This is a genomic window from Streptomyces sp. SJL17-4, assembly GCF_036826855.1.
Lineage (GTDB): Bacteria > Actinomycetota > Actinomycetes > Streptomycetales > Streptomycetaceae > Streptomyces.
In genome coordinates this window covers 5,439,544-5,462,212 of sequence record NZ_CP104578.1, presented here as the reverse complement: position 1 = coordinate 5,462,212, position 22,669 = coordinate 5,439,544, and the positions used below count along the sequence as shown (strand labels likewise).

At 70.7% G+C, this 22,669-nt stretch carries 24 protein-coding genes; 9 read left to right on the top strand and 15 right to left on the bottom strand.

The window, feature by feature from the left end:
* Positions 1 to 80: 80 nt before the first annotated feature.
* A complete protein-coding gene (locus N5875_RS24590) occupies positions 81 to 1,205 on the bottom strand; it encodes an ROK family transcriptional regulator (protein ID WP_338496015.1) in 1,125 nt (374 codons plus the stop codon).
* 85 nt (positions 1,206 to 1,290) lie between these two features.
* Here N5875_RS24590 and N5875_RS24585 point away from each other — a divergent pair, with 85 nt between their 5' ends.
* Both N5875_RS24585 and N5875_RS24580 read left to right on the top strand, forming a co-directional pair.
* On the top strand, positions 1,291 to 2,379 hold the full coding sequence (locus tag N5875_RS24585) for a Gfo/Idh/MocA family oxidoreductase (protein WP_338496013.1): 1,089 nt from the start codon (positions 1,291 to 1,293) through the stop codon (positions 2,377 to 2,379).
* Entirely contained in the window at positions 2,376 to 2,849 is a 474-nt protein-coding gene (locus N5875_RS24580; RefSeq protein ID WP_318209989.1) for a heme-degrading domain-containing protein, read from the top strand. The genes N5875_RS24585 and N5875_RS24580 overlap by 4 nt, the downstream gene beginning before the upstream one ends.
* A gap of 77 nt (positions 2,850 to 2,926) precedes the next feature.
* Here N5875_RS24580 and N5875_RS24575 read toward each other — a convergent pair whose 3' ends face one another.
* The 5 genes from N5875_RS24575 to N5875_RS24555 all read right to left on the bottom strand — a co-directional run bounded on the left by N5875_RS24575 (position 2,927) and on the right by N5875_RS24555 (position 7,386).
* The gene (locus N5875_RS24575) at positions 2,927 to 4,408 is read right to left on the bottom strand and encodes a choice-of-anchor A family protein (RefSeq protein ID WP_338496011.1); all 1,482 of its coding nucleotides are present in this window, start codon (positions 4,406 to 4,408) and stop codon (positions 2,927 to 2,929) included.
* Between the two features lie 104 nt (positions 4,409 to 4,512).
* The gene (locus N5875_RS24570; RefSeq protein ID WP_030324860.1) at positions 4,513 to 5,370 is read right to left on the bottom strand and encodes a fumarylacetoacetate hydrolase family protein; all 858 of its coding nucleotides are present in this window, start codon (positions 5,368 to 5,370) and stop codon (positions 4,513 to 4,515) included.
* A 138-nt stretch (positions 5,371 to 5,508) separates the two neighbouring features.
* Positions 5,509 to 6,258 (bottom strand): YidC/Oxa1 family membrane protein insertase, encoded by a 750-nt coding sequence (locus N5875_RS24565; protein WP_338496007.1) that lies wholly within the window; start codon positions 6,256 to 6,258, stop codon positions 5,509 to 5,511.
* Between the two features lie 231 nt (positions 6,259 to 6,489).
* Positions 6,490 to 6,786: a DUF6412 domain-containing protein gene (locus N5875_RS24560; protein WP_318209992.1), complete on the bottom strand. Its 297-nt coding sequence runs from the start codon at positions 6,784 to 6,786 to the stop codon at positions 6,490 to 6,492.
* A 45-nt stretch (positions 6,787 to 6,831) separates the two neighbouring features.
* Entirely contained in the window at positions 6,832 to 7,386 is a 555-nt protein-coding gene (locus tag N5875_RS24555) for a helix-turn-helix domain-containing protein (protein ID WP_338496005.1), read from the bottom strand.
* Positions 7,387 to 7,490: 104 nt separating this feature from the next.
* Between N5875_RS24555 and N5875_RS24550 the strand changes: the two genes are divergently transcribed.
* Positions 7,491 to 8,948 carry an MFS transporter gene (locus tag N5875_RS24550; protein WP_338496003.1) on the top strand — a complete coding sequence of 486 codons (1,458 nt, stop codon included), beginning with the start codon at positions 7,491 to 7,493 and terminating at the stop codon, positions 8,946 to 8,948.
* Here N5875_RS24550 and N5875_RS24545 read toward each other — a convergent pair.
* Genes N5875_RS24545 through N5875_RS24535 form a run of 3 tightly spaced genes read right to left on the bottom strand, consistent with a single transcriptional unit; the run spans position 8,914 to position 11,412 of the window.
* Positions 8,914 to 10,422 (bottom strand): sodium:solute symporter family protein, encoded by a 1,509-nt coding sequence (locus N5875_RS24545; RefSeq protein WP_338496001.1) that lies wholly within the window; start codon positions 10,420 to 10,422, stop codon positions 8,914 to 8,916. The genes N5875_RS24550 and N5875_RS24545 overlap by 35 nt on opposite strands.
* Entirely contained in the window at positions 10,419 to 10,586 is a 168-nt protein-coding gene (locus N5875_RS24540) for a hypothetical protein (RefSeq protein ID WP_338496000.1), read from the bottom strand. Before N5875_RS24540 ends, N5875_RS24545 begins: the two co-directional genes overlap by 4 nt.
* A gap of 13 nt (positions 10,587 to 10,599) precedes the next feature.
* Positions 10,600 to 11,412: a class E sortase gene (locus N5875_RS24535; RefSeq protein WP_338495998.1), complete on the bottom strand. Its 813-nt coding sequence runs from the start codon at positions 11,410 to 11,412 to the stop codon at positions 10,600 to 10,602.
* Positions 11,413 to 11,475: 63 nt separating this feature from the next.
* Here N5875_RS24535 and N5875_RS24530 point away from each other — a divergent pair, with 63 nt between their 5' ends.
* On the top strand, positions 11,476 to 12,477 hold the full coding sequence (locus N5875_RS24530) for an SEC-C domain-containing protein (protein WP_338495996.1): 1,002 nt from the start codon (positions 11,476 to 11,478) through the stop codon (positions 12,475 to 12,477).
* Between the two features lie 7 nt (positions 12,478 to 12,484).
* Here the strand turns inward: N5875_RS24530 and N5875_RS24525 are convergent, their stop codons facing one another.
* The 3 genes from N5875_RS24525 to N5875_RS24515 form a co-directional block, all read right to left on the bottom strand.
* On the bottom strand, positions 12,485 to 13,615 hold the full coding sequence (locus N5875_RS24525; protein WP_338495994.1) for a DUF3578 domain-containing protein: 1,131 nt from the start codon (positions 13,613 to 13,615) through the stop codon (positions 12,485 to 12,487).
* A gap of 72 nt (positions 13,616 to 13,687) precedes the next feature.
* Positions 13,688 to 14,329, bottom strand: coding sequence for an ATP-binding protein (locus N5875_RS24520; protein ID WP_338495993.1), 642 nt, complete (start codon positions 14,327 to 14,329; stop codon positions 13,688 to 13,690).
* 37 nt (positions 14,330 to 14,366) lie between these two features.
* Positions 14,367 to 14,633: an ATP-binding protein gene (locus N5875_RS24515; protein ID WP_338495991.1), complete on the bottom strand. Its 267-nt coding sequence runs from the start codon at positions 14,631 to 14,633 to the stop codon at positions 14,367 to 14,369.
* A gap of 434 nt (positions 14,634 to 15,067) precedes the next feature.
* Between N5875_RS24515 and N5875_RS24510 the strand changes: the two genes are divergently transcribed.
* Positions 15,068 to 16,453 (top strand): Tat pathway signal protein, encoded by a 1,386-nt coding sequence (locus N5875_RS24510; RefSeq protein WP_338495989.1) that lies wholly within the window; start codon positions 15,068 to 15,070, stop codon positions 16,451 to 16,453.
* 60 nt (positions 16,454 to 16,513) lie between these two features.
* Positions 16,514 to 16,999, top strand: coding sequence for a TrmO family methyltransferase (locus tag N5875_RS24505; RefSeq protein WP_338495988.1), 486 nt, complete (start codon positions 16,514 to 16,516; stop codon positions 16,997 to 16,999).
* A 1,086-nt stretch (positions 17,000 to 18,085) separates the two neighbouring features.
* On the opposite strand, the gene N5875_RS24500 is transcribed toward N5875_RS24505, so the two are convergent.
* A complete protein-coding gene (locus N5875_RS24500; protein WP_338495987.1) occupies positions 18,086 to 18,538 on the bottom strand; it encodes a nucleoside deaminase in 453 nt (150 codons plus the stop codon).
* Entirely contained in the window at positions 18,535 to 19,347 is an 813-nt protein-coding gene (locus N5875_RS24495; RefSeq protein ID WP_338495986.1) for an LLM class flavin-dependent oxidoreductase, read from the bottom strand. Before N5875_RS24495 ends, N5875_RS24500 begins: the two co-directional genes overlap by 4 nt.
* Before the next feature lie 93 nt (positions 19,348 to 19,440).
* On the opposite strand from N5875_RS24495, the gene N5875_RS24490 reads away from it, so the two are divergent.
* The gene (locus N5875_RS24490; protein WP_338495985.1) at positions 19,441 to 19,887 is read left to right on the top strand and encodes an Lrp/AsnC family transcriptional regulator; all 447 of its coding nucleotides are present in this window, start codon (positions 19,441 to 19,443) and stop codon (positions 19,885 to 19,887) included.
* 414 nt (positions 19,888 to 20,301) lie between these two features.
* Here the strand turns inward: N5875_RS24490 and N5875_RS24485 are convergent, their stop codons facing one another.
* On the bottom strand, positions 20,302 to 21,000 hold the full coding sequence (locus N5875_RS24485) for an aspartate/glutamate racemase family protein (protein ID WP_338499253.1): 699 nt from the start codon (positions 20,998 to 21,000) through the stop codon (positions 20,302 to 20,304).
* 299 nt (positions 21,001 to 21,299) lie between these two features.
* On the opposite strand from N5875_RS24485, the gene N5875_RS24480 reads away from it, so the two are divergent.
* Positions 21,300 to 22,331 (top strand): hypothetical protein, encoded by a 1,032-nt coding sequence (locus tag N5875_RS24480; protein ID WP_338495984.1) that lies wholly within the window; start codon positions 21,300 to 21,302, stop codon positions 22,329 to 22,331.
* 38 nt (positions 22,332 to 22,369) lie between these two features.
* The gene (locus N5875_RS24475) at positions 22,370 to 22,669 is read left to right on the top strand and encodes a hypothetical protein (protein WP_318210007.1); all 300 of its coding nucleotides are present in this window, start codon (positions 22,370 to 22,372) and stop codon (positions 22,667 to 22,669) included.

Genomic DNA, 22,669 nt, shown 5'->3' with positions numbered 1-22,669 from the left:
CGACACCGCGTCCGCCCCCGGACGGCCCGGCCGATCCGCCCGATCGGTCTACTTTCGTATGTACTGCTCTTCTCCTCTGCCTACTTCCCGAAGATCGGGGCGAGGATCAGCCAGGCGGCTCCTGCCGCCACGGCGTCCCGCTCCCCCGCCACGCGCACCGGGGCCGTCAGGCCGAGCCCGGCGAGGACCTCCCGCACCCCGCCCGCGAACACCTCCGGCGCGGCGAGGACCAGCCGGCCGCCGAGCAGGACCTGGTCGATGTCGAGGAGCCGTACGACGTTGGCCGCGCCCGCGCCGAGGATGCGCGCGGCCTCGGCGTCGTCGCCGCGCGCGACCGCCGCGAGGCACAGGACCTCCAGGCAGCCGCGCCCGCCGCAGCCGCACGGGGGCCCGTCGAGCTGGACGGTCTGGTGGCCGAGTTCGCCGGCGCCCGTCCTGTCCCCCCGGAGCGGCGCCCCGCCGAGGACGAGGCCGGCGCCGAGCCCCGTACCGAGGTGGACGTACGCGAAGGAGCCGGGGGCGGCGGGGCGGACGGCGAGGCCGAGGGCGGCGGCGTTGGTGTCCTTGTCGAGGACGACGGGCAGCCCGAGGCGTCCGGCCAGCTCCTCGCGGACCGGGTGACCGTCCCACTCGGGGAATCCGGTCACGCGGCCCGGGACTCCCGCACGGTGGTCGAGCGGTCCGGGCATGGCGACCCCCACACCCAGGACGGGGAAGCCGGGAACGGCGGAGGCCCGGTCGGGTCCGGCTCCGGCGGCGGATTCGGGTCCGGCTCCGGGTCCGGCGGCGGATTCGGGTCCGGGGGTGCCGGCCGACAGCTCCCGTACCTCCTCCGTCACCGCGTCCAGGACGGGCCCCGCCCCCTCGCCCAGATCCACGGCGCGGGTGCGCCGGGCGACGACCGTGCCCGCGAGGTCGGCGAGGAGGGTGGTCAGCTCGTCGCGGTCGAGGTGGACGCCGACGGCGTACCCGGCGGTGGGGACGAGCCGCAGCACCGTACGGGGTTTGCCGCCCGTCGAGGCGCGGTGGCCTGCCTCCGCGGCGAGGCCCTCGGACCGGAGCCGTGCGGTGATCTTGCTGACGGCCTGCGGGGTGAGGCCGGTCCGCTCGGCGAGTTCGAGGCGGCTGATCCCGGCCTCTCCCGCCGTGCGCAGCAGGTCGAGCACGAGCGCCGCGTTGGGGCTGCGCAGGGCCGGCACGTTCACTGCACCACTCCGATCAGGTCCGTCTCCACCTGCCCATTGTCGCTGCCGCTTGCACTTTGGCAACACCGTTGCTTAAGTGAGGAGCATGACTGGCACCCCCCGCACTCCCCTCCGCGTCGGCCTCGTCGGCTACGGCCTCGCGGGCTCCGTCTTCCACGCCCCGCTGATCGCCGCGTCCGAGGACCTCGTCCTCGCCGCCGTCACCACCGGCAACCCCGAGCGGGCCGCCGAGGCCCGCGCCGCCCACCCGGACGTACGGGTCGTCGCCACCGCCGAGGAGCTGTGGGCGGACGGGGCGGCGGACGAGCTCGACCTGGTCGTCGTCGCCTCCCCCAACAAGACGCACGTCGCGATCGCCACGGCCGCCCTGGAGGCGGGCCTTCCGGTCGTCGTCGACAAGCCGCTGGCCGGGACCGCCGCCGAGGCCCGCGCCCTCGCGGCCCTCGCCGAGGAGCGGGGCCTGCTGCTCTCCGTCTTCCAGAACCGCCGCTGGGACAACGACTTCCTGACCCTCCGCCGCCTCCTCGACGAGAAGGCGCTCGGCGAGGTCCAGCGCTTCGAGTCCCGCTTCGAGCGCTGGCGCCCGCTGCCCAAGGGCGGCTGGCGCGAGTCCGGCGCGCCGTCGGAGATCGGCGGCCTGCTCTACGACCTCGGCAGCCATGTCGTCGACCAGGCCCTCGTCCTCTTCGGCCCGGTGGTCTCCGTGTACGCCGAGTCGGACGTCCGCCGTCCTGGCGCCGAGGCCGACGACGACACCTTCCTCGCGCTCACCCATGCGAACGGCGTCCGCTCGCACCTGTACGTGAGCGCCACCACCGCCCAGCTCGGCCCCCGCTTCCGGGTGCTCGGGCAGCGCGCGGGCTTCGTGAAGTACGGCCTCGACCCGCAGGAGGCGGCCCTCCGCGAGGGCCTGCGACCGGTGCCGGGTGCGGTGTGGGGCCTGGAGCCGGAGGAGCTGTGGGGCCGGCTCGGCGCCGGTGAGTCGCCGCTGACCGGCGGCGGGATCCCGGTCGAGTCGCTGCCGGGCGACTACCCGGCGTACTACGCGGCCGTCGCCGCCGCCCTGCGCGGGGCCGGCCAGAACCCGGTGACGGCACACGAGGCCGCGGCCGCGCTCGATGTCCTGGAGGCGGCGAAGAGGTCCGCCCGCGAGGGAATCACGGTGGCGCTGTGAGCTCCCGGGAAGTGAGTGAGCTGGAGGCGCAGGAGGCCCGTCTGGTCCTCCCCCGCTTCACGTACGAGGACGCCTGGACGCTCGGCGGCCTGCTCGTCGGCATGGCGCGCGAGCGCGGGGCGCCGGTGGCGATCGACATCCGGCGCGGGCCGCAGCAGCTCTTCCACTGCGCGCTGCCGGGGTCGAGCGCGGACAACGACGCCTGGATCGACCGCAAGCGACGGGTCGTCGAGCGGTACGGCGTGAGTTCGTTCCTGGTCGGCGCCCGGTTCCGGGAGAAGGGGACGACCTTCGAGGAGTCCTCGCGCCTCGACCCCGACCGGTACGCCGCGCACGGCGGTTCGTTCCCGGTCGCGGTCGAGGGGGCGGGCGTGATCGGCTCGGTCACGGTCTCCGGACTGCCGCAGGCCGAGGATCACGCCATGGTCGTCGAGGCGTTGGAGCGACTGCTCGGCTCGTACGCCTCGTAAGACTCGTAAAACTCATACGGCTCGTACGGCTCGTACGGCTCCGGGGCGTCGGCCGGCTGGGGACGCCACCACGCCACTCAGCCCATCCGCCTCCGCCTCCGGCTGACGAGGACGAGCGCGCCGCCGCCGAGGGCGAGGCCGACGGCGGTGGCGCCCATCACGATCTTCCCGGTGCCGGCGCCGGTCTCCGAGAGTTCGCCGTTGGGGCCGTGGTGGCCGCCGCCGGAGTCTCCGTACCCGCCGTCGCTCCCGTTGTCGCCGTAGCCGCCGTCGCTGCCGCCGTTCGCCGACCCGCCGACCGTGTGATCGGTGGGGGTGGGTGTGGGCGTGGGATCGGTGGGTGTGGGCGTCGGGTCCGTGGGCGTCGGGGTCGGGTCCGTCGGCGTGGGCGTCGGATCCGTGGGAGTCGGGGTCGGGTCGGTCGGGGTCGGCGTCGGGTCCGTGGGCGTCGGCGTCGGGTCCGTCGGTGTGGGGGTGGGCGTGGTGTTCCCACAGGACGGCAGGTCGCCGTTGAACGGATAGGCGTGGATCTCCTGGCCGCCACCGCCGGTCGTCTCCGAGGCGTGCGTCAGGTTCCCGGTGGTGAAGAAGCGGCCGTTCATGCCCGGCATCGTGATCGTCGTCGTGCTGGCCTGGTTGCCGATCAGCACGCTGCCCGCGAACTGGGCCGTGCCCTCGAACTTCACGGTGGTGGCGTCGGGGAAGTTCCACAGGACCCGCTCACGCAGCCCGTCCGGCAGCTGGTTGATGTACGAGTCGACGGTGCGGGCGGCGCCGAGGACGTTGACGAGGACGGTCGCGTCGGCCGGGATCCCGTCGAAGCGGATGCCCTGCTGGCCGCCGCCGACGGACTCCAGGTCGAAGTCGACGTTGAAGACCTGGAGCTTGGACGTGCCGTCACCCGTGAAGAGAGTCTCGGTGTTGTTGTTGGAGGCGGTGCCGGTGGGGGTGCGGGAGGCGCCGTTCACGTACGCGTAGCAGTGGCTGGCGTCGGTGAGCTGGTCGCGGAGCGCGGTGTACGGGGCGGCGGCGTCGGCCTTGTGCACGGCGGGCGGGGCCACCGTGCCGGAGAGCGTGCCCCCGTACCGTACGACGCCGCTGACCTTGCCCTCCTCGGCGAGCAGCCGCTGGTCGGTGGCGACCGTCAGGTTCTTGCCGACGGTGAGGAAGTCGGTGCCGTTGTCCGGCGGGACGCGCGAGCCGACGCCCGCGACGCCGACGTTGTAGACGCTGGAGGCGCCCGCGCGCTTGTTCATGTCGAAGCCGCCCAGGACGACGACCTTGCCCTCGGCCTCGGCGGCGGCCTCGCGGACGAGCATGTCGCCGCCGACGTAGATGTTGATGTTGTTGTCGCGGTACTTGACCTCGCCGCTGCCGATGTCGGGGTACGTGCTCGGGGGACAGTTGCCCGGCAGGCAGGGGCCGAGGCCGCCCGGCAGCGGGTCGGCCCAGCCGTTGACGGCGAGCACGCCGACGAGGGCGGTGGCCGCGACCGTGGAGGCGGCGATGACGGCGAGACGGCGCCGGTCACGTCGTCGCTCGTGCGTGGTGGGTTCCATATCCGGCAATATGCAAAAAGGGTACGAAAATGGCGACGTCCCACGCGGGGCGCCGCCGTTTTCCGGCCAGAAAGGCGCGAAAGGCCCGGCTCTCCGGTGCGGGATCAGGCGCTCTTGAGCTCCTGCCGCTGCCGGCCCAGCCCGTCGACCTCCAGCTCGACGACGTCACCGGGGCGCAGGTACGGCTTGGGCTCCGGCTGCCCCATGGCGACACCGGCGGGGGTGCCGGTGTTGATGATGTCGCCCGGGTAGAGGGTCATGAACCGGCTGACGTACCGGACGACCTCGGCGACGGGGAAGATCTGGTCCGAGGTGTGGCCGTCCTGCTTGAGCTCGCCGTTCACCCAGAGGCGCAGTCCGAGCGCCTGCGGGTCCGGCACCTCGTCGGCGGTGACGAGCCAGGGACCGAGCGGGTTGAAGGTCTCGCAGTTCTTGCCCTTGTCCCAGGTGCCGCCGCGCTCGATCTGGAACTCGCGCTCGGAGACGTCATGGGCGACGGCGTACCCGGCGACGTGCGCGAGGGCCTCCTCGTCGGTCTCCAGGTAGCGGGCGGTGCGGCCGATGACGATGGCGAGCTCCACCTCCCAGTCGGTCTTCACCGAGCCGCGCGGTACGAGCACGGTGTCGTCCGGGCCGACGACGGTGTCGGCGGCTTTGAGGAAGACGACGGGCTCGGCGGGGGTGGCCTGGCCGGTCTCGGCGGCGTGCCCGTGGTAGTTCAGCCCGATGCACACGACCTTGCCGATCCGCCCGACGGGCGGGCCGACGCGCAGCCCGGTGGCGTCGAGCGCGGGCAGCACACCGGCGCCGGCGGCGGCCCGTACCCGGTCGAGGGCGGAGGCGTCGGCGAGCAGACTGCCGTCGATGTCGTCGACCAGCGCGGACAGGTCGCGAAGCGTCCCGTCCTGGTCGAGCAGGGCGGGACGCTCGGCTCCGGGCGGGCCGACACGCAGCAGCTTCATGGACTTCTCCCTGTGGTCGAGGCGGGCCCGGGAAGGGGCCCTGAGGTACCCCGGCCGATGGAGTGCGGCCATCGGAGGATTGGTCGATCCTCCAAGAGAACGGGTCAGTCTGCAAGACCCCGTTCAGCCACTGGACCCTTACGCGCGAGTAGCAAGGGGCGCGGGCCCCTCCTTCTCGCCCTGACCGGGGCGCTCCCGGAAGAGAAGGGCCCGCTCTACGGCGGTCCAGGCGGTGCTGGTGACGACGTAGAGCGCGGCGCCGAGGGGGACGACGGCCACCGTGATCAGGGTGGCGAAGGAGAGCAGCGGCATCACCTTGGTGATGGCGCCCGCGCCCGGTGTGGGCTGACCCAGGTCCAGGGGCTGCGCGGCGAGCTGCGCCTTGGTACGCCGGTACGTGTACGTGGCCACGGCGACGACGAGCGCGAACAGGACGAGGTAGACCCGCCCGGCCGGGCCGAAGGGGCCGCCGTGGGAGAGGGCGTCGGCCCAGTGGTCGCGGAGCGGGGCGGCGAGCAGGGTGTGTCCGGCCATCCGGTCGCCGGCGAACAGGTGGTACATCAGCAGGAACGCGGGCGCCTGGAGCAGGCTGGGCAGGATCCCGGCGAACGGCGAGACCTTCTCCCGCGCGTGCAGCTCCGTCACCGCCTTCCGCAGCCGCTCGGGGTTCTTGGCGTGCTTCTTGCGGAGCGCGGCCAGCTCCGGCGCGATCCGGGTGCGCGCCTTCTGCCCCCGGGCCGAGGCCCGGGACAGCGGGTGGACCGCGAGCCGTACGAGCATCGTGAAGAGGACGATCGCGGCGGCCGTGGCGCTGGTGGCGAAGAGCGGCTGGAGCAGGTCGGCGATCCGCTCGACCAGGGAGCCGAAGGCGGAAAGGATGACGGACAAGGGGAGCCCTCCGTGGGGTCTCGTCGTGCCGGGGAGATGTCGGGTCTCGGCATGACGGATCCGCGAGGGGATGCCCGGTGAGCGTGTCCGGGGTACGTCCGCGGTGCGTCCGGGGTACGTCCGGGGTGCGTGTCCGGGGTACGTCCGGGGTGCGTGTCCGGGGTGCGTCCGGGGTGCGTGTCCGGGGTGCGTCCGGGGTGCGTGTCCGGGGTGATGTGGTGCGGGGGCTCCCTACGCGGCCGTCAGGAGGGGACGGCCGGGAGCGCGGGGTCTGCGGCGCCCCGCGGCGTCGGGGTCGCGCTGGGGCAGGAAGGCGGTGCGCCGCTCGCGGTCACGGATCGCGGTGCGGACGGCGGTGGGCGGCACGGCCGGGGCCGTACGGGCTCCGAACAGGGCGCAGACGACGGTGGTGGCGGCGAGCGCGACGGCTGCGGAGACGCCACCGCCGTCGGAGAGCAGCAGATCGGCGAGGGCGAGGAGGAAGAACAGCGGCGCGAGGACGCGCAGAGCAAGGCTCCCGACCGTCATTCCGCCACCCCCCTCATCACGTGTCGCACGGTGTCGCGCGGTGTCTCACCGTGAAGACGTGCGGAACGGCTCGGGAGTTCCCGGCTGGAGAGGGACCAGCAGGCGGCGGGTGCCGAGGAGGGCACGGCTGACCGGATCGTCGGGGTCCTGGTCGAGCCCGGCGCCGGGCCGCATCTCGACGTCGGCGGGCGGCACGGGCACACGGCAGGCCGGGCACTCGCCGTACGGGCCGAGTTCGGTGCCGCAGTCGGCGTGGTGGAAGTGGCGCACCGCCACCGCTCCGGGGACCTCGGCCCGCCCCCAGGCGCCGAGCGAGCGCAGGACGGGCCAGAGGGCGAGACCGCGGTCGGTGAGCACGTACTCGTCGCGCGGGGGCGACTCCTGGTAGCGCCGCCGGTCGAGGACCCCGGCCTCGACGAGGGCCTGGAGGCGGGCGGCGAGGACGGCGCGGGGGGCGCCGAGGTGGGTGAGGAAGTCGTTGTAGCGGCGGACGCCGTAGAAGGCGTCGCGGACGACGAGCAGGGTCCAGCGCTCACCGATGACTTCGAGGGCGCGCGCGATGGAGCACTGCTGGTGGGCGTAGTCCTTGCCGAGAGCCATGGACCCATCGTACCCAATCATGGTTCATTGAATGAACCTTGCTGGTACCGTGAGTCTCCGACTACAGAGTTCGTTCACCGAACCGACCGGTGGAGGTCCCCGCCATGCCCCAGCTCGCGTCCACCGACCACACCTCCGCCCCGCCCCACGGCGCCCGCTCCCGACCCGGCCCCCGCCCCCGGGCCGCGCTCGCCGTCACCGCCGCGGCCACCGCCGTCGCGCTGATGAACTACACGGCCCCGATGCTCACCCTCCCCGACATGGCCGCCGCCTTCTCGACCCCGGCATCGGCCCAGGCCTGGCTGCTCAACGGCACCCCGCTCGGCCTCGCCGTCCTCCTCCTGGTGGCCGGCAGCCTCGCCGACGCGCACGGCCGCCGCCGGATCTTCCTCCTCGGGACCCTCGCCCTCGGCCTCACCACCGCCCTCGGCGCCTTCGCAGGCTCCACGGCCACCTTCACCGCGGCCCGGATCGCCCAGGGCGCGGCGAGCGCGGCGGTCCTCGCGGGCAGCCTGGGCCTGCTCGCCCAGGCGTACCCGGCGGGCCGCGACCGGATCAGGGCGACGGGCGTCTGGGGTGCTTCCGTCAGCGCCGGCATCGCACTGGGCCCACTGCTCGCGGGCGCCCTGAGCCTGGCGGACTGGCGGCTCGCGTACGGGGTCCTGGGCGCGGCGGCGCTGGTGATCGCGGCGGTGGGGGCACGGACGCTGAGGGCGGACGAAGCGGCACCGGAAAGGGCGGGCTCCCCCCATCGACCGCGTCCCGACATCGCGGGCGCGACGGCCCTCGGCCTGGCCCTGGCGGCCCTGCTCACCGCGCTCACCCTCGGCCGGGACGGCTGGCTGCGCCCCCAGGTGGGCCTCCTGCTGCTCGCCTCCCTCGCCCTGACGGCACTGTTCGTGCTGGTCGAGCACCGGAGCCGTACGCCCATGGTGGATCTGGCGCTGCTGCGGCGACCGGCGTTCCTGGCGTCGACGCTGGGGGCACTGTTCACGGGTCTGGCCGTGATCGGCCTGTTCAGCGTGGTGCCCGCGCTGCTCCAGGGCGGCGGGTCCGGTGCCGGGAAGTCCCCGCTCGGCGGGTCCGGTGCCGGGATGTCCCCGCTCGGCGCGGCCTGGCTGTTCGTGCTCTGGTCGGGCACGGCGTTCGTCGTGGCCCTCCAGGCGCGCCGGCTCCCGGCCCGGCTGTCGGCCCCGTACCAACTGGCCCTGGGTTTCGTCCTGTCGGCGGCGGGTGTCCTGGCCCTCCTTGGCTCCCTTGAGGGCCCGGCCGGCTCCTGGCCCCGCCTGCTCCCCGGCCTCCTGGTGGCGGGCGCGGGCAGCGGCCTGCTGAACGCCGCGCTGCCGCGCCTCGCGGTGGACTCCGTACCGCCGGAGCGGGCGGCGATGGGCTCGGGCGCCAACAACACCGCCCGCTACATCGGTTCCTCGGCGGGCGTGGCCCTGACGCTGGCGCTCGCGACCTCGGGGACCGGCCCGGACACGGCGGTCCTGGTGTCGGCGGCACTGGCCCTGACGGGCGCGGGGCTCACCCTGGCACTCGGGCGACAGCGGCGTCGGTGAACTCCTCGAGGGCGAGGACGTCCTCGTCGGCACGCCGGTCACCGCCCTCGGACGGCCCGTACAGACTGACGACCACGCTCACGAGGAGATTGACGACGAGGGCGAGCAGCCCGGCGTTGACGCCCCAGAGGGGATCGTGCCCGGAGAAGACGAGGGCGCAGACGATCCCGACCCCCACCACGAGCCCGCTCACCGCACCCACCACCGTCATCCGCCGCCACACGAGCCCCAGCAGCACCAGCGGCAGGAGCTGCGCCATCCCCTCGTACGAGATGAGGGAGAGGCGTACGAGGGTGTTGGGCGCGGTGTAGGTCATGACGAGCGCGAGCGCCCCGGCGACGACCACGACGCTCTGCGAGAGCCCCTTCTCACGGGCCCGCAGCCGAGGCACGAGACTGAGCACGCTCCTCCCCCACATGGTGCCGATGACCAGCATGAACACCGCCATCGGCACGATCGAGGAGAGCGCGGCGGCGACGCCGACGACCCCGACGGCCCAGGCGGGCAGCGCGTCCGTGATCAGCTTGAACAGCGCGAGGTTCGACTCGGCGCCGACGAGCCCGGGGACGACGAAGAGGGCGGCCGTGCCGAGCAGCATGGGGACGAAGAGAAGGACGTTGTACGCGGGCAGCCAGACGGCGTTGCGACGGAGGGTGTCGGCGTCGCGGGCGCCGAGATAGCCGGCGACGGTGGTCGGAAAAATGACAACGGTGAGCGAATTGAGAACCGTCGTGGAAGCGAACCACCCGACCCCGTACCCGCTCTCCTCGCCACCGTGCCCGGGAAGCTTCAGCCACTCGCTCTTCTCGTCGACGAGCCGCCCGAAGAACTCCCCGAACCCACCGAAGTAGTGCAGGGGCACGTACACGAACAAGAACCCCAAGGTGAGCACGACAAGGGCATCCTTGAGCACGGACACCCACGCACTCCCTCTCAACCCGCTCACCACCACAAAACCGGTGGTGACGGCGAAGGCGAGGAAGTAGGCGAGGTCGAGCCCGATGGTCCCGTACGAGATGGTCGAGACGACCACCCCCATGCCGGTGATCTGGAGCTGGATGTACGGCAGGAGGAAGACGGTCGCGAGCACGGCGACGGCGGCACCGAGCCAGGGCCGGCGGTACCGGTGGGCGGCCATGTCGCTGAGGGCGACGAGCCCGTGCTTGCGCGCGTACCCCCACAGCATCGGCCCGACCACGTAACCCACGGCGTATCCGCAGGACATGTAGGCGACGACGTAGAGCACGGGAGCGCCGTAGTTGTACCCCCACCCGGCGGCGCCGAGATAACTGAAACTGGTGTACCCCTCCCCCGCCATGAGCACCCAGATGAAGACCGGACCGAGCGAACGCCCGCCGACGGACCAGGCGTCGAGCCCACCGGTCTGCTGCCGGCGCACGGCGAGCAGCCCGAGAACGACGGTGAGCACCATGAAGACCGCGAAGACGGACACGGCGACGACGGCGGGGCTCATCCTCGGTCCCCCCTCCTGGCGAGGCCGACGGCGACGGGGGTGAGGAGAGTCGCCCCGAACAGCCAGAGAACGAACAGGGGCACCCGGTTCACGAACGGCAGCGCGACGACGAACAGCAGGTACGGAAGGAGAAGCCACGACAAGTGGGGCCGACGTCTGATCACCGGACGAGCCTAACTAGGCGACCAGCTTGGCCCAGACGACGAGCCGGTAGGCACTGCTGAACTCGGGGGTGCAGGTGGTGAGGGTGAGATAGGCGCCGGGGACGTCGTACCCGTACGAGGGCTTGACGATCGACCGTGGCACGGCCCGGATGACCCCGACGTCACGGGGAGCGGTCTGCCGCAGGACCTGATCGACCCGGTAGACGTACGTCCGCTCGCGCGTCCGCACGGAGATCTCGTCCCCCTTCGCGAGCCGGTTGATGTACCGGAAGGGCTCGCCATGGGTGTTGCGATGCCCGGCGAGGGCGAAGTTCCCGGTGCGCCCGGGGGAGGCGGTGCCGGGGTAGTGCCCGACGTACCCCTTGTCGAGGACGGACCGCTTGGAGACGCCGTGGGCGACGGGGACGGTGAGCCCGAGGCGGGGGATACGGAGGACGGCGAAGGCGGCGGAGTCGGCGGGACGGGTCGCGGGGTCGGGGGGAGGGGAAGGAACCACAGGCGGAACGGAGGGACTGCCGACGTCGCCATCGGCACCGACACTGGCGGAGGTAGGGACGGAGGTGGGGACGGGGACGGAGACGGGTACGGGTACGGGTACGGGGGAAGGAGAAATATCCCACTCCCGCTCAAGAACACGCACCTGCTGAAGGGCCTCGGCGCGGGCCTGCTGGTTGGTCCACCACAGCTGATGCACCACGAGCAGCAGAACGACAACGCCACAGGTGACGACGGTCTCGGCGGCGATCCACAACGCGCGGGCACCCGTACGGCGCCGCCCTCGCGTCTGGACGACGACCGGCACCCGCTGCCCCACCCTGACCTGCACGCGGGGCACGATAAGCGCTGAGGCGCCAACTCTCCAGGCCCGTACAGCAGTACGGTGGAGAGCATGCGCCCCGACACGCCTGCCGCCCACACCACCGAAGCCGAGCGCCTGCTGCGCACGGCAGCGCAGTACCCGGGAGACCGGGAACCCCTGCACCTCCAGGCCGCGGCACACCTGGAACTGGCGGGCGACCGCCAGGCAGCGACGGCCCTCTACGACACGCTGCTGTCCGGGGAGCCGGCGAACCCGCTCCTGATCAGGGCGCTGAAGGCGGCGAACCTGTGGGAGTACGGCCATGAGGCGGAGGCCCGAGCGATCATCGAGGGCGTCCGGAGGGCACGGCCCACGGACGCGGCCCCCTGGGAGATCACGGCGCAGACGCTGGAGGCCCACGACGAGCTGGAGGCGGCGGAGAAGACGCTGACGGAAGCGGCGGCGCTGCTGGTCACGACGGAGGAACTCCCCCACTCCACCCAGTCCCTCCTGGCGACGCGCCACCGGGTGCGCAGGATGCTGGCCCTGCCGCACGACGACTGGGACGACCAGGCGGACCGCCTGCACACGGCGGCCGTCCCGCTGGACGAACTCCACGACCCGAAGCGCCTCTGGTCCCTCGGCTCCTCGGACCCGGCGGAACTCCAAGCGGAGATCACCCGCCTCCGCTCGGAACTGGGCACCTACCGCACGGCGCTCTCCCGCCCGTTCCCGGTGGCGGTCCTGCACTGGCCGGAACCGGAGCTGGACGAGCTGCTGGCGGCGTACCCGGAACTGGAAGCGGAGTACCCCACGTACCGCGCCCACCTGACAGACATCGAGGCCTCCCTCAGAGAACTCGCCCAGGCAGGCACCCCGAACCTGGGCATCGTCCGCGCGACGGTCCCCTCCTACGAAGCCTTCGCAGCCTCAGAATCCACCCACCCGTCAAACGCGGACCTGCTCCCCCAGTACGCAACGACGTTGGCGGCCCGGGGCCGGGCGACGGCGTGGCCGCCGGCGCGGTCTTCGGCGTGCTGGTGCGGCTCGGGGACTGCGTACGGGGAGTGTCACGGGGGCGCTACGACCTGAATCGGCCCTAGTTCGTCGTCATCCCCCAGCCTCGCGCCCTGGGGGAACCGTGCCACCCATCATCGGCCCGCCAGACCGAGGCGATTCCCTGCTCTTCCAGGTACGGGGCGTAGACGCCGATCTCATCCGAGAAGAGGCCCACGAGGTAGGGCTCCGGCTCCTCTCGATAGAGAAAGTGTCGGTACTCGTAGAGCTGCCCGATCGCTTCGCGCACCGCTACCGTCGGGTTTCCGTTGCGGACGACCTTCGCCTCGACAAGCCACTCGCTCCCCTGCCCCTCCGAGGGCTGCTGGTGTCGGAGAACCAGGTCCTTGGGATGCTGTGCCCGCGTGATGGGCGTGTATCCACGGCCTGCGACGTACAGGCCGAAGTCCTTGACGAGATCCTCGTGGCTTCGCTGCTTGACCTGCTGACGAGCCCTGATCTGCGCCGTGTACTCGCCGCTGTCTTTCGGATGAAACTCAGCTAGCGGATCGAAATCGGCGGCTGAATCGCTGACCTTTCGCACGTGACCGCTGAGGTCGTATGCCAGCTCAAGAGCGTCAGAGTCGTTGCTCATCCACCAGACCTGATCGAACTCTTCTGCCCGACGTAGGGATTGGATGCCCAGGAGAAGATCTTCCATCAGCGTGACATCACTGGGCAAAACGGCGGTGTCGTACACCTTGGCAATCACGCTAGCCGCCTCGTACGCCCTCGGCCGCGCCGCCTTATCCCTGAGCTTCGGTTCGTCCGCCCAATCGAGATTCTCCTTGCGCCTCACGGCCCGCCGGAGTCGCGCCGCGTGATGACGAAGGTGTTCCTCACGTGCAACGCCTCGCCCCAACCGGTCTTCCAGCCAGGTAATCCCCTGCTGCAAGGTCAGCGCCACATTCTTCAGATCGGCGCTGAAGATGTAGGCGAGGTACAGGCCCTTCTTGGGATCTCGCATCCCTTGCTCGTCGAAGACGCCGATCCATGGAGTCGCCGCCGGCGTCGTCTGCCCCCCATGTCCCTCAGCCCTGAATCCCGGCGGAAGAGCGAGGTCAGTACGGCCCGCGACGGCTCGCAGCACCTGCTGTCCCTTTACCTCACGCCTTGAACCAGCCGTGCGGTCGTAAGTGCTCGCGACCTCGCTGAGCAAGTCTCGTATCCCCATGCGGAGAATCTAGATCAGAACATCTCACCGCAGGCACGGAAGTGCGCAACCTCGTCACGTCCCCCGTGGCCCTCACAGCCCGGCGTCAAAGCGCACTCGGGCCACGTCCAGAACATCGTCGACGTCGTATCCGTGGGCGTCCATCCAGTGCATGAGGTCCACGATCACATCGATCGCAGCATCCTTGGCCACAGCAGTGGCTAGCCGACTCCCCGTGGCCGCTCGGGGAGAAGCGACGGCACCGCAGAGGGAAATCATGCCTTCGGCCCTCGTGACAGCCATGCTGCTGATGTGGCCCTGGGGAGAGGTGAGGTCCGTCGCGATCTCACACCAAGCCACCTTATGGTCATCCCCGAGCATGACGCCCCAGCGATCCGCGATCCCGCTCACCAGCGCCAGACCTCTGCCGGATTCCGCGTCGTCCACGCCTGTGATCAGTGTTGGCAGCGCGCGGCACTCCGGATCTCGCACCTCGATCCGCAGATAGGTGCCATTCATCGACAGACGCAACGATGTCGGGGTGCCTGCCCCCACATGGCGGATCACGTTCGTGACCAGTTCGCTGACACAGAGCCGGGCTGCCTCAACCTGCCGCGACAGTCCCCAGAGCTTCAAGTGGAGTCGCATAATGCGGCGGAGTGCGGCAACCTCGCGCGCTTCCGCCAGGAAGGGAAGCTCCCACGGCCTGCGCTTCATGCACCCGTCTTCGTTCACACCAGCCTCCGAGCGCCCACCCAGGGCCTCCCGTCCCTCACGCGGACACTTCCTTCAGCTCGGCCCAGACCTGTTTGCCCCATCGGTACAGCTCGGTGCCCCATTCCTCCGTGAGCGTGTCGACCAGGATCAGACCCCTCCCTCGGAGTTCGTCGCCACTCAAGGCCGCGTCCAGGATCGGGAGGGTCCTGGAGCGGTCGACTACCCCCAGGCGAACCCTGTTCGCGGAAGGCCGGGAGACGATCACTCTGATCGACGGGAGTCGGCTGTGGTCGACCGCGTTGGAGACCAGCTCAGTGATCACGAGCGAGGCGTCCTCGGTCAGAGAGTTCAGGCCCCAGAGGGTCAGCGCGGTTCGAACCAGTCGGCGAGCGACTCCGGCGCTCCGCGCCTCGCGCGGGAGGGTTTGGGAGTAGGCGGGGTGACCTGTGGGGCGAGACCTGGCAGTCGCAGCGTCAATCAATGCGACTGGGGGAGGTACGGGCCTCTCGCCCGCCCACGTGACCTGCTGGGGACGTGAAGGGAGACGAGTCGGTGTCGCAGATGACGAGCCGACGGGCTCTCGACCCTCCTCGTCACCCACGTGGCTGAAAGTCACCAGTTGCCCTCCCGTCGTTGTCGGTTGGTGGTTTCGTGTCCTCTCAGCGAACCGTGATTCGCGATGGGCAGGTATCCCCGTTCGGGCCCCGATGCCGTCAAACCCGTCAAAGATTGTTCTCTGGTGAACAGGGGCGCAGCATGGCGCGCAGGAACGACGAATTGGCCGCAGTGATCGCGGAGGCAGGCTGGTCACAGCCCGTGGTAGCTGCCGCAGTCGTACGGGTCGCGGCAGAGGCCGGCGTCGACGAACTCCTCACCGTCACGCGCTCACACATCGCCATGTGGGTCGCCGGGACCCAACCCCGAGGGCGGGCAGCCGACATCCTGCGTGAAACTCTGTCGCGGCGGTTGGGGCGTCCCCTCACGCTCGCGGACATCGGTCTCGCAGGAGCCTCGGATACGGTCGCCGTGTCCGAGTGGGACACCGACACGCTGACGACTCTGGTCGACCTGGGGAGAAACAGCATGGACCGCGAACGCCGCCGACTCCTCACCGGCGCCGCCGTCTACTCCGTCGGCGGATTGATTCTGCCCCGAGATCCTTGGTGGGACGAAGCCCCTCAGCGGGCGCGCTCCCGCGCGGTCGACCCGAACCGGAGAGTCGGAGAGACCGAAGTGCGGGCCGTGCGCGAGATGACCGAGTTCTTCGCCCGCCGCGATCAACGACACGGGGGCGTCGACGGTCGAACTGCCCTCTACCAGTACATCGTCGATGACGTCGCCCGGTACGTCAGCGGAGTCTTCAGCAGCGAGAACTCCCGTCGGTCGCTGTACTCGGCGGCAGCCGAAGCGGTGTACGTCGCCGGCTGGATGAGCTTCGACGCCTCCCAGCACGAGTCCGCGCGACGCTACTTCACCCTCGCGCTCAAGCTCGCCGCCGAGGCCGACGACGCTCCCCTTGCCGGGCACATCCTGCGGGCGATGGCCCATCAGGCCATAGACCTGGGACACGTCAGGGAGGCCTTGACCCTCGCCACCGCCTCCGTCGAACGCAAGAGGTACACCCACGCCACTCCGCGCGAGCGAGCCCTGATCGGCGTCGTACGCGCACGGGCGCTGGCCGTGGACGGCCAGAAGAGCAACGCCATCGCCGCGATCCATGGAGCCGAGGCCGACCTCGACCAGGCCGTAGCAGGCGACGACGAACCTCAGCGAGTCTGGTTCTTCCAGGAAGCGTCCCTCGCCCATGAAACCGCCCGCACGCTGTGGGCCTTGGGTGACCTCGACGGCGCCCTGCGCCACTTCCGAGCCAGCGTTCGACTCCGTAGGGCGGACTCCTTCAGTCGAACCCACGCTGTCACGCTCGGTTACATGGGCTCTGTCCAGGCCGGACAGGGGAATATCGATGCGGCGTGCCAGACGTGGTCACGGGCCCTGGACGCCATGGACGGCGTTCAGTCCGGCAGGGCACGGGAATCGGCCGTCACCATGCGGACGATCCTGTCCCCGTTCCGCAATCGCGGAATCCCCGCCGCCGCCGAGGTGGACGAGCGAGCCCGGGTAGCACTCCGACGAGTAACCTGATCGACGTCGGAGCCGCCGGACGCCACAACTGGCGTTGCCTATAAGGAAGAAGGGCTAACTGTGCCTGCACAGTTCATCGAGGTGCCGGTCATCGCCGACGTCGTCGGGGGCCATTCTGGACGGCTCGACGACTTCAAGGGTGGCGTGGAATCGGTCATCCGCCTGCGGCCGGAGTTCCCCGTGGAGACCTTGCAGGGCATCGAGCAGTTCTCCCACCTTCAGGTCACGTGGTTCTTCAACCTGGGCTCCCCGGAGGATGTCGCGCTCCATGCGCGCAGCCCCCGCGACAACCCCGCGTGGCCGGCGACCGGCACCTTCGTGCATCACAACCACCGGCGTCCAGCCCGGCTCGCTACGTCGTTTCCGAGACTGCTCAAGGTCGACGGGCGCGACCTGCACGTCGTGGATCTCGATGCCGACGACGGCACTCAGGTCGTCGATCTTGTCGCGGTGTTCCAGGAAATGCTCCCTCATGGGCCCGTGACTCAGCCGACGTGGCCGGGCGAGATGCTCGCGGACTACTGGCGAGACGCCTCCGAACGCTGAGGCGACCGGCCCTCAGGGTGGGCCGGGTGTGTGGGGCTCGGGTGGGACCGCCCTCTTTCCGAGAGTCGCTCCTTCCGGTGGTGCGTCAAGGGCGCTCCTTCGTCGCGTCGCTGCGCGATGGCCTTCGGCCACCCTTGACCCACCACCTCCAGGAGCGAAAACACTCTCGGAGGGCGGTCCAGGGGGCGGGGTCACCGCCGGGCTTCGGGCAGGGGCCGCTCGCCGCGTGCGTGTGCCGGCCGGTGGGTGGGGGCTTGGTTCGCGGCCGAGGGGGATGGGCTTCCGTCGGCCGGTTGGGGGTGCGCGGTTGTTGGATGGGGCGGCGGGGCGACGCTTGGCGTCGGAAGGTCGGTCGGGGTGGGGCTTCAGGCCCCGCTGGTCACTCCTGGTGGGTGGGGGCGTGAGTAACTCTGCATTTCTCCGAGTAACAGCCCCCGAATTAACCCCCATTGGGGGCGAATCACCCTAATCGGGCGACGAAAGTGCAAGAAACTCACGCCGACCGCTCCCACCACCCACGAACACGGACCAGCGGGGCCTGAATCCCAGCCAACCGCCGGCCGCAACCCGCTGAGCCAAGCCGGGCCGCCCCATTCAACTGCCGCGCACCCCCAACCCACCGGACTTCACCCACCGGCCCGAGCAACGAACCAAGCCCCCACCCACCCAGGCACACAGCCAACACACGCCCCGCCGATGCCCGGCCTCGCACCCCACCCACAAGCCCCACGCCGCCCACGACGCGCAACCACCCCCCAGCAGTCCGCGTAGGCCCCGGCCCTCGGCCGCCCTCCGAGTGTGAAAAGGCGGCCTCCGCCGCCGGGTCAAGGGTGGCCGAAGGCCATCGCGCAGCGACGCGACGAAGGAGCGCCCTTGACGCGGTGGTGGAGGCCGCCACACTCGGAAAGAGGGCGGCCGCACCCGAGGCAGAACTGCTGACCAGCCCCGCTGGGCTGCCCCTTCGCGCGCACCCGTCTCGCCTACGCTTCCAAGGGATCGTGACGACGCCCCTGGACGAAGACACGCTCCCCGCTTTGGAGAAGGCCAGGCCCCAGCAGGTGGCACGCGCATGAGGGGGCCTGCGGGTCAAGTGCCGGTCGAGGGGCTTGGACCGTAGTAGGCGTTGATGGGGGCGCGTGCCTCGTCGAGCAGGGCCGGGCCGTCCTGTGGCACCGACGGCCAGTCACCCGACTCCGGGTTGAGTTCGACGAGTTGCTCGGTGGAGAGCGCGTACACGACCCGGCCGATGCCGGAGCGGACGATGCCGCCGCCGCACATGCCGCACGGCTGGCAGCTCGTGTACATGGTGGTGCGTGCGGCTGTGTCCGTATCCAGCTCACGGGCCGCCCACCGGGCCAGCTTCAACTCCGGATGGGCCGTGATGTCGTCGTCCCGCCGGACCGTGTTGTGCGCCTCGGCGAGGATCGTCCCATCCGGCCCGGCCAGCAGCGAGCCATACGGCGCGTCGCCCAGCTCCACCGCGCGCGCAGCGATACCGATGGCCTGCCGCAGCAGCACCTCGTCAGCAGGGGTGATCACGACGCCATCCTCCACCGCTCGGCAACCTCAGTGAGTGCCCGCCACGCGGCCTCGGGCCGATGGGTCTGAGCAGGGTCCCCGTCATAGGGATCGAGCACCACCGTCTGGGCACCGAGTCCGCGAAGCTCCGCCAGATCACCCACGATCTGCTGCACGTCGCCGACGCCGGCCGGCCGTTCGGCATCTTCGACCGGAGCGTCGGTCAGCCGCAGCGCGATCCGTGGCGCGAAGCCCGGCAACGCGTTGTCCTCGAGAACCGACCGCATCCGCGTCAGCGGAAGCCTCAGCGGATGCCAGGCATCGCCGAACCTGACCGTCCGCCGGATCGCCGCCGCACTGTGCCCGCCGATCCACACCGCAGGCGCGGCTTGGTCCTCCGCCCTCCACACCTGACGCATCACCCCCAGGTACTCGTCGGTCAGCCGGCCCCGCGCGCCGAACGGCACCCCGAGCGCGTCGAACTCCTGCCTCGCCCACCCGACCCCTACTCCGAGCACGAACCGCCCACCGCTGAGCCGTTGCAGGCTGCTTGCCATCCGTGCCGCCAGCAGCGGATGACGGTACGGCAGCACCAACACGGTCGTGCCCAGCCGCAGCTCCCCATCGCTGATCCCGGCCAGCCAGGACAGTGTGGTGAACGGGTCGTAGAACGGCTCCGGATACCGCTCCGCCACATCCGGGGTGACAGCTACATGGTCTGACACCATCAGCAGGTCGAACCCGAGGCCGGCCACGACCCGCGCCCACTCACGCAGCACGCCGGGGTCGGTCCCCGGCCCGAAGTTCGGTACGTTGACACCAAGTTGCATGCCCCGAGGCTATTGCGGCGATCATGCCGCGGGGAACCACAACTTCCCGGTGGTTTCAGCTGACTGGAGCGAATCTCCCGGTAATATCGCGTCATGGCCGTGAACCTCGACGACATCGACTGGGCGATCATCGAGCAACTGCAGCAGGAGGCCCGCATCTCCCTCAGCGAGCTGGGGCGCCGCGTCAGCCTCAGCCCGTCGGCCGCCACCGAGCGGGTGCGAAATCTGGAGTCGCTGGGCGTCATCACCGGCTACCACGCCAACGTGGACCTGGCCAAGGTCGGTTACCCGGTGCTCGCAGTCGTCCGCCTGAAGTACCCCGGCAACCGCCACCAGCCACTGCACCACCTCCTCGCCGAACGCCGCGAAATCCTGGAGTGCCTGCGCACCACCGGCGACGACTGCTACACCCTGAAGGTGGCCGCGACCTCCATGGAGCACCTGGAGACACTCATGGACGAGCTGGCCGGCTTCGGCAGCACGACCACGAGCGTCGTCTACAGCCGAACACTGCCCCACCGCGGACCCAAGCGGCCCTGACCAACAGCCGACCGCCGCCACATGACCGCTGGTCGGAAGTGGCGCGCCAGGCCGACTTCTCCGAACAGCGCCTCACCACTCACTCACTCACTCACTCACTCAGACAGACCAGCGGGGCCCCACCGGCCCCCACCACTAGCCAAGCCCCCACCCACCGGCCGGCACACGCCGCCCCACCCCGGCCGCTGCCCGGGGGGATTGCGTAGGCCCCGGCCCTCGGCCGCCCTCCGAATGTGAAAAGGCGGCCTCCGCCGCCGGGTCAAGGGTGGGCGCAGCCCATCGCGCAGCGACGCGACCGAAGGGAGCGCCCTTGACGCGGTGGTGGAGGGCGCCACACTCGGAAAGAGGGCGGCCGCACCCGAGGCCCACCCGAAACGCGCACCCCCGGACGCCTGTTGCGGGGCGCGTCGGCTGTCAGTGGGATGCGGATAGCGCTGCGCGTACTGCCGCTGCAGCGTGGAGTCTTGCCGTGGGGAAGACCGGTACAGGGCTGTCCTCGGAATCGATGAGCAGCTCGATCTCCGTGCAGCCCAAGATGATGCCTTCCGCGCCGTCGGCGACCAAGTCCGCGATGATCTTCTGGTAGGCGTCGCGTGACTCTTCCCGCACGATGCCCAGGCAGAGCTCCTCGTAGATCACGCGGTGAACGAACGCGCGCCCGTCGGCGTCCGGGATGCGTACATCGAGTCCGCCGACTTCGAGTCGGCCTCGATAGAACTCCTGCTCCATGGTGAACGCGGTGCCCAGCAGGCCGACTCGGCTCACGCCCGACGCCCGTACGGCCTCTGCGGTGACGTCGGCCAGGTGCAGCAACGGGATGGAAACCGCCGCCTCGACCTGGTCGGCGACCTTGTGCATGGTGTTGGTACAGATCAGCACCATGTCTGCGCCTGCTGCCTCAAGAGCCCGAGCAGCCGCAGCAAGGATCTCGCCGGCCTCCGTCCAGCGCCCCTGGACCTGCAGCTGCTCGATCTCCGCGAAGTCCACCGAGTAGAGCACGCACCGTGCCGAGTGGAGTCCACCGAGGTGGTCACGCGTGAACTCGTTCAACAACCGGTAGTACTCCGCTGTCGACTCCCAACTCATCCCACCGATCAGCCCGATCGCCTTCATCGCCACGCCCCTCACATCGACTCCGAGCGGCCTCGTGCTCGCCACCGGATGCTTCTGTATAAGGAATTGAGCATGACAGACCGCAACACATAAGCCCCGCTTGGAGTCAGTGGAGCCTCCGCGCCCGGTGACCGTTCGCCGCGAGCCGCGGGCCGCTGAAGCACGCACCTGAAGGTCACCCACACGAGCGGTGTTGACTCACCGTGCCGATCCAGACACGTTGAGTGCGGTACGTTCGCGCAAAACGGCCCCCGCCGGCGGTTCGCAGCCATCGGCGGGGGCCTGAACCACTAGTGGAAATGGCGTCCACCGTGATCTACCGGCACTTTAACTCGCCCTCCCGTGCTTTCAGTCAGTTCTCGCACGAGATCATTCGGCATCCTCGGCTCAATTCCGACGCCGTTCGGATCCTGACCTGGCAGCTCTCCCTCCCCCTCGACGCTCGCGAGTCGCTCTCCGGGACCGCCAAACGTGCCCGGATCGGGGGATGCGCGTTCACCCGCGCCAAGCGGCAGCTCAAGGACGAGGGGTTCGTGCACGAGCGGCGCGTCCAGGGGCCTGAGGGGCTCTGGACGACCCAACAGCTTGTCTCCAGCGTCCCGTTGACCTTCGACCAGGCCGTCAAGCTTCTTGCGCAGACACCCGTCCCTACCTGCACCAGCCTCGTAAACCCGCAGGTCGCACCGAGTCCCCTGAAACCGGCCGCCGGTCAGCCGACCACCCCGTCGACCGACGGTCATCCAGATAAAGACCTTCCGGAAGACACCTCCAACCTTCCGGCCGGGACCGCACGGACGGTCGGGACGGCCGGGACGGCCGGGACGCTCGAAGCAGCCCAAGCGGTCGACGTCGTCGTCGAAGAGACTGCGCCTGCACCCGTGGCTGTCGATGGGGCGCCTACCAGCCCCCACCTCGACGAAGCCCGCGCCCTCGTCGGCGCGCTGCCCCTCCTCTCCCCCGCCCTCCGCCACATCCCGCCCGGCATGCGCGACGAGCTCGCCCGTCTTGCCGCGCGCTGGCTCGATGCCGAGCACACCTCCGCCGACATCCACGAGCACGTCCTCCGTGGCCTGCCCGGCGCCGGGACGCCCGTACACCGGCCCGGCGGGCTCGTCCGGTACCTGCTGCGCGACGTGCCGCCCCGCGTCCTGCCGACACAGCCCGTATCCGTATCCGTATCCGTATCCGTATCCGGTGATCGGCTCTCCGTCCGGCTCCAAGGGACACGGGAGTGTTCCGGCGACCACATCCAGCCCATGCTGTTCCGGCCCCTCGCCGACGAGGTCCTCTGTCAGGAGTGCGCCGGGCGTTCGCCGGACCGCACCTCGTAGGCTCGGAGGACGAACCCGTCGAACCGAAAGGCCCCGTCATGCCCCGCATCCCCGCCCCCGCCATAGCCGCCGCCGGACTCGTCGGTGGTTACGCCGTCGCTCGGTGGACCAAGAAGCGGCCCCTCGGTGGGGTCGTGCTCGCCGGGGCCGGGGCCGTCGCCGCCCGGGAGTGGCAGCAGGTCGGTGGGGCCAAGGTGGCCGCCGGGCTCGGCGCCGCCTACGTCGCCGCCTTCGCCGGATCCCACCCGCTCGCCAAGAAGATCGGCGCCTGGCCCGCCGTGTTCTCCGTCGCCGGGGGCATGGCCGCCGCCTCCTGGGCCGTCACCCGCGGGAAGTAG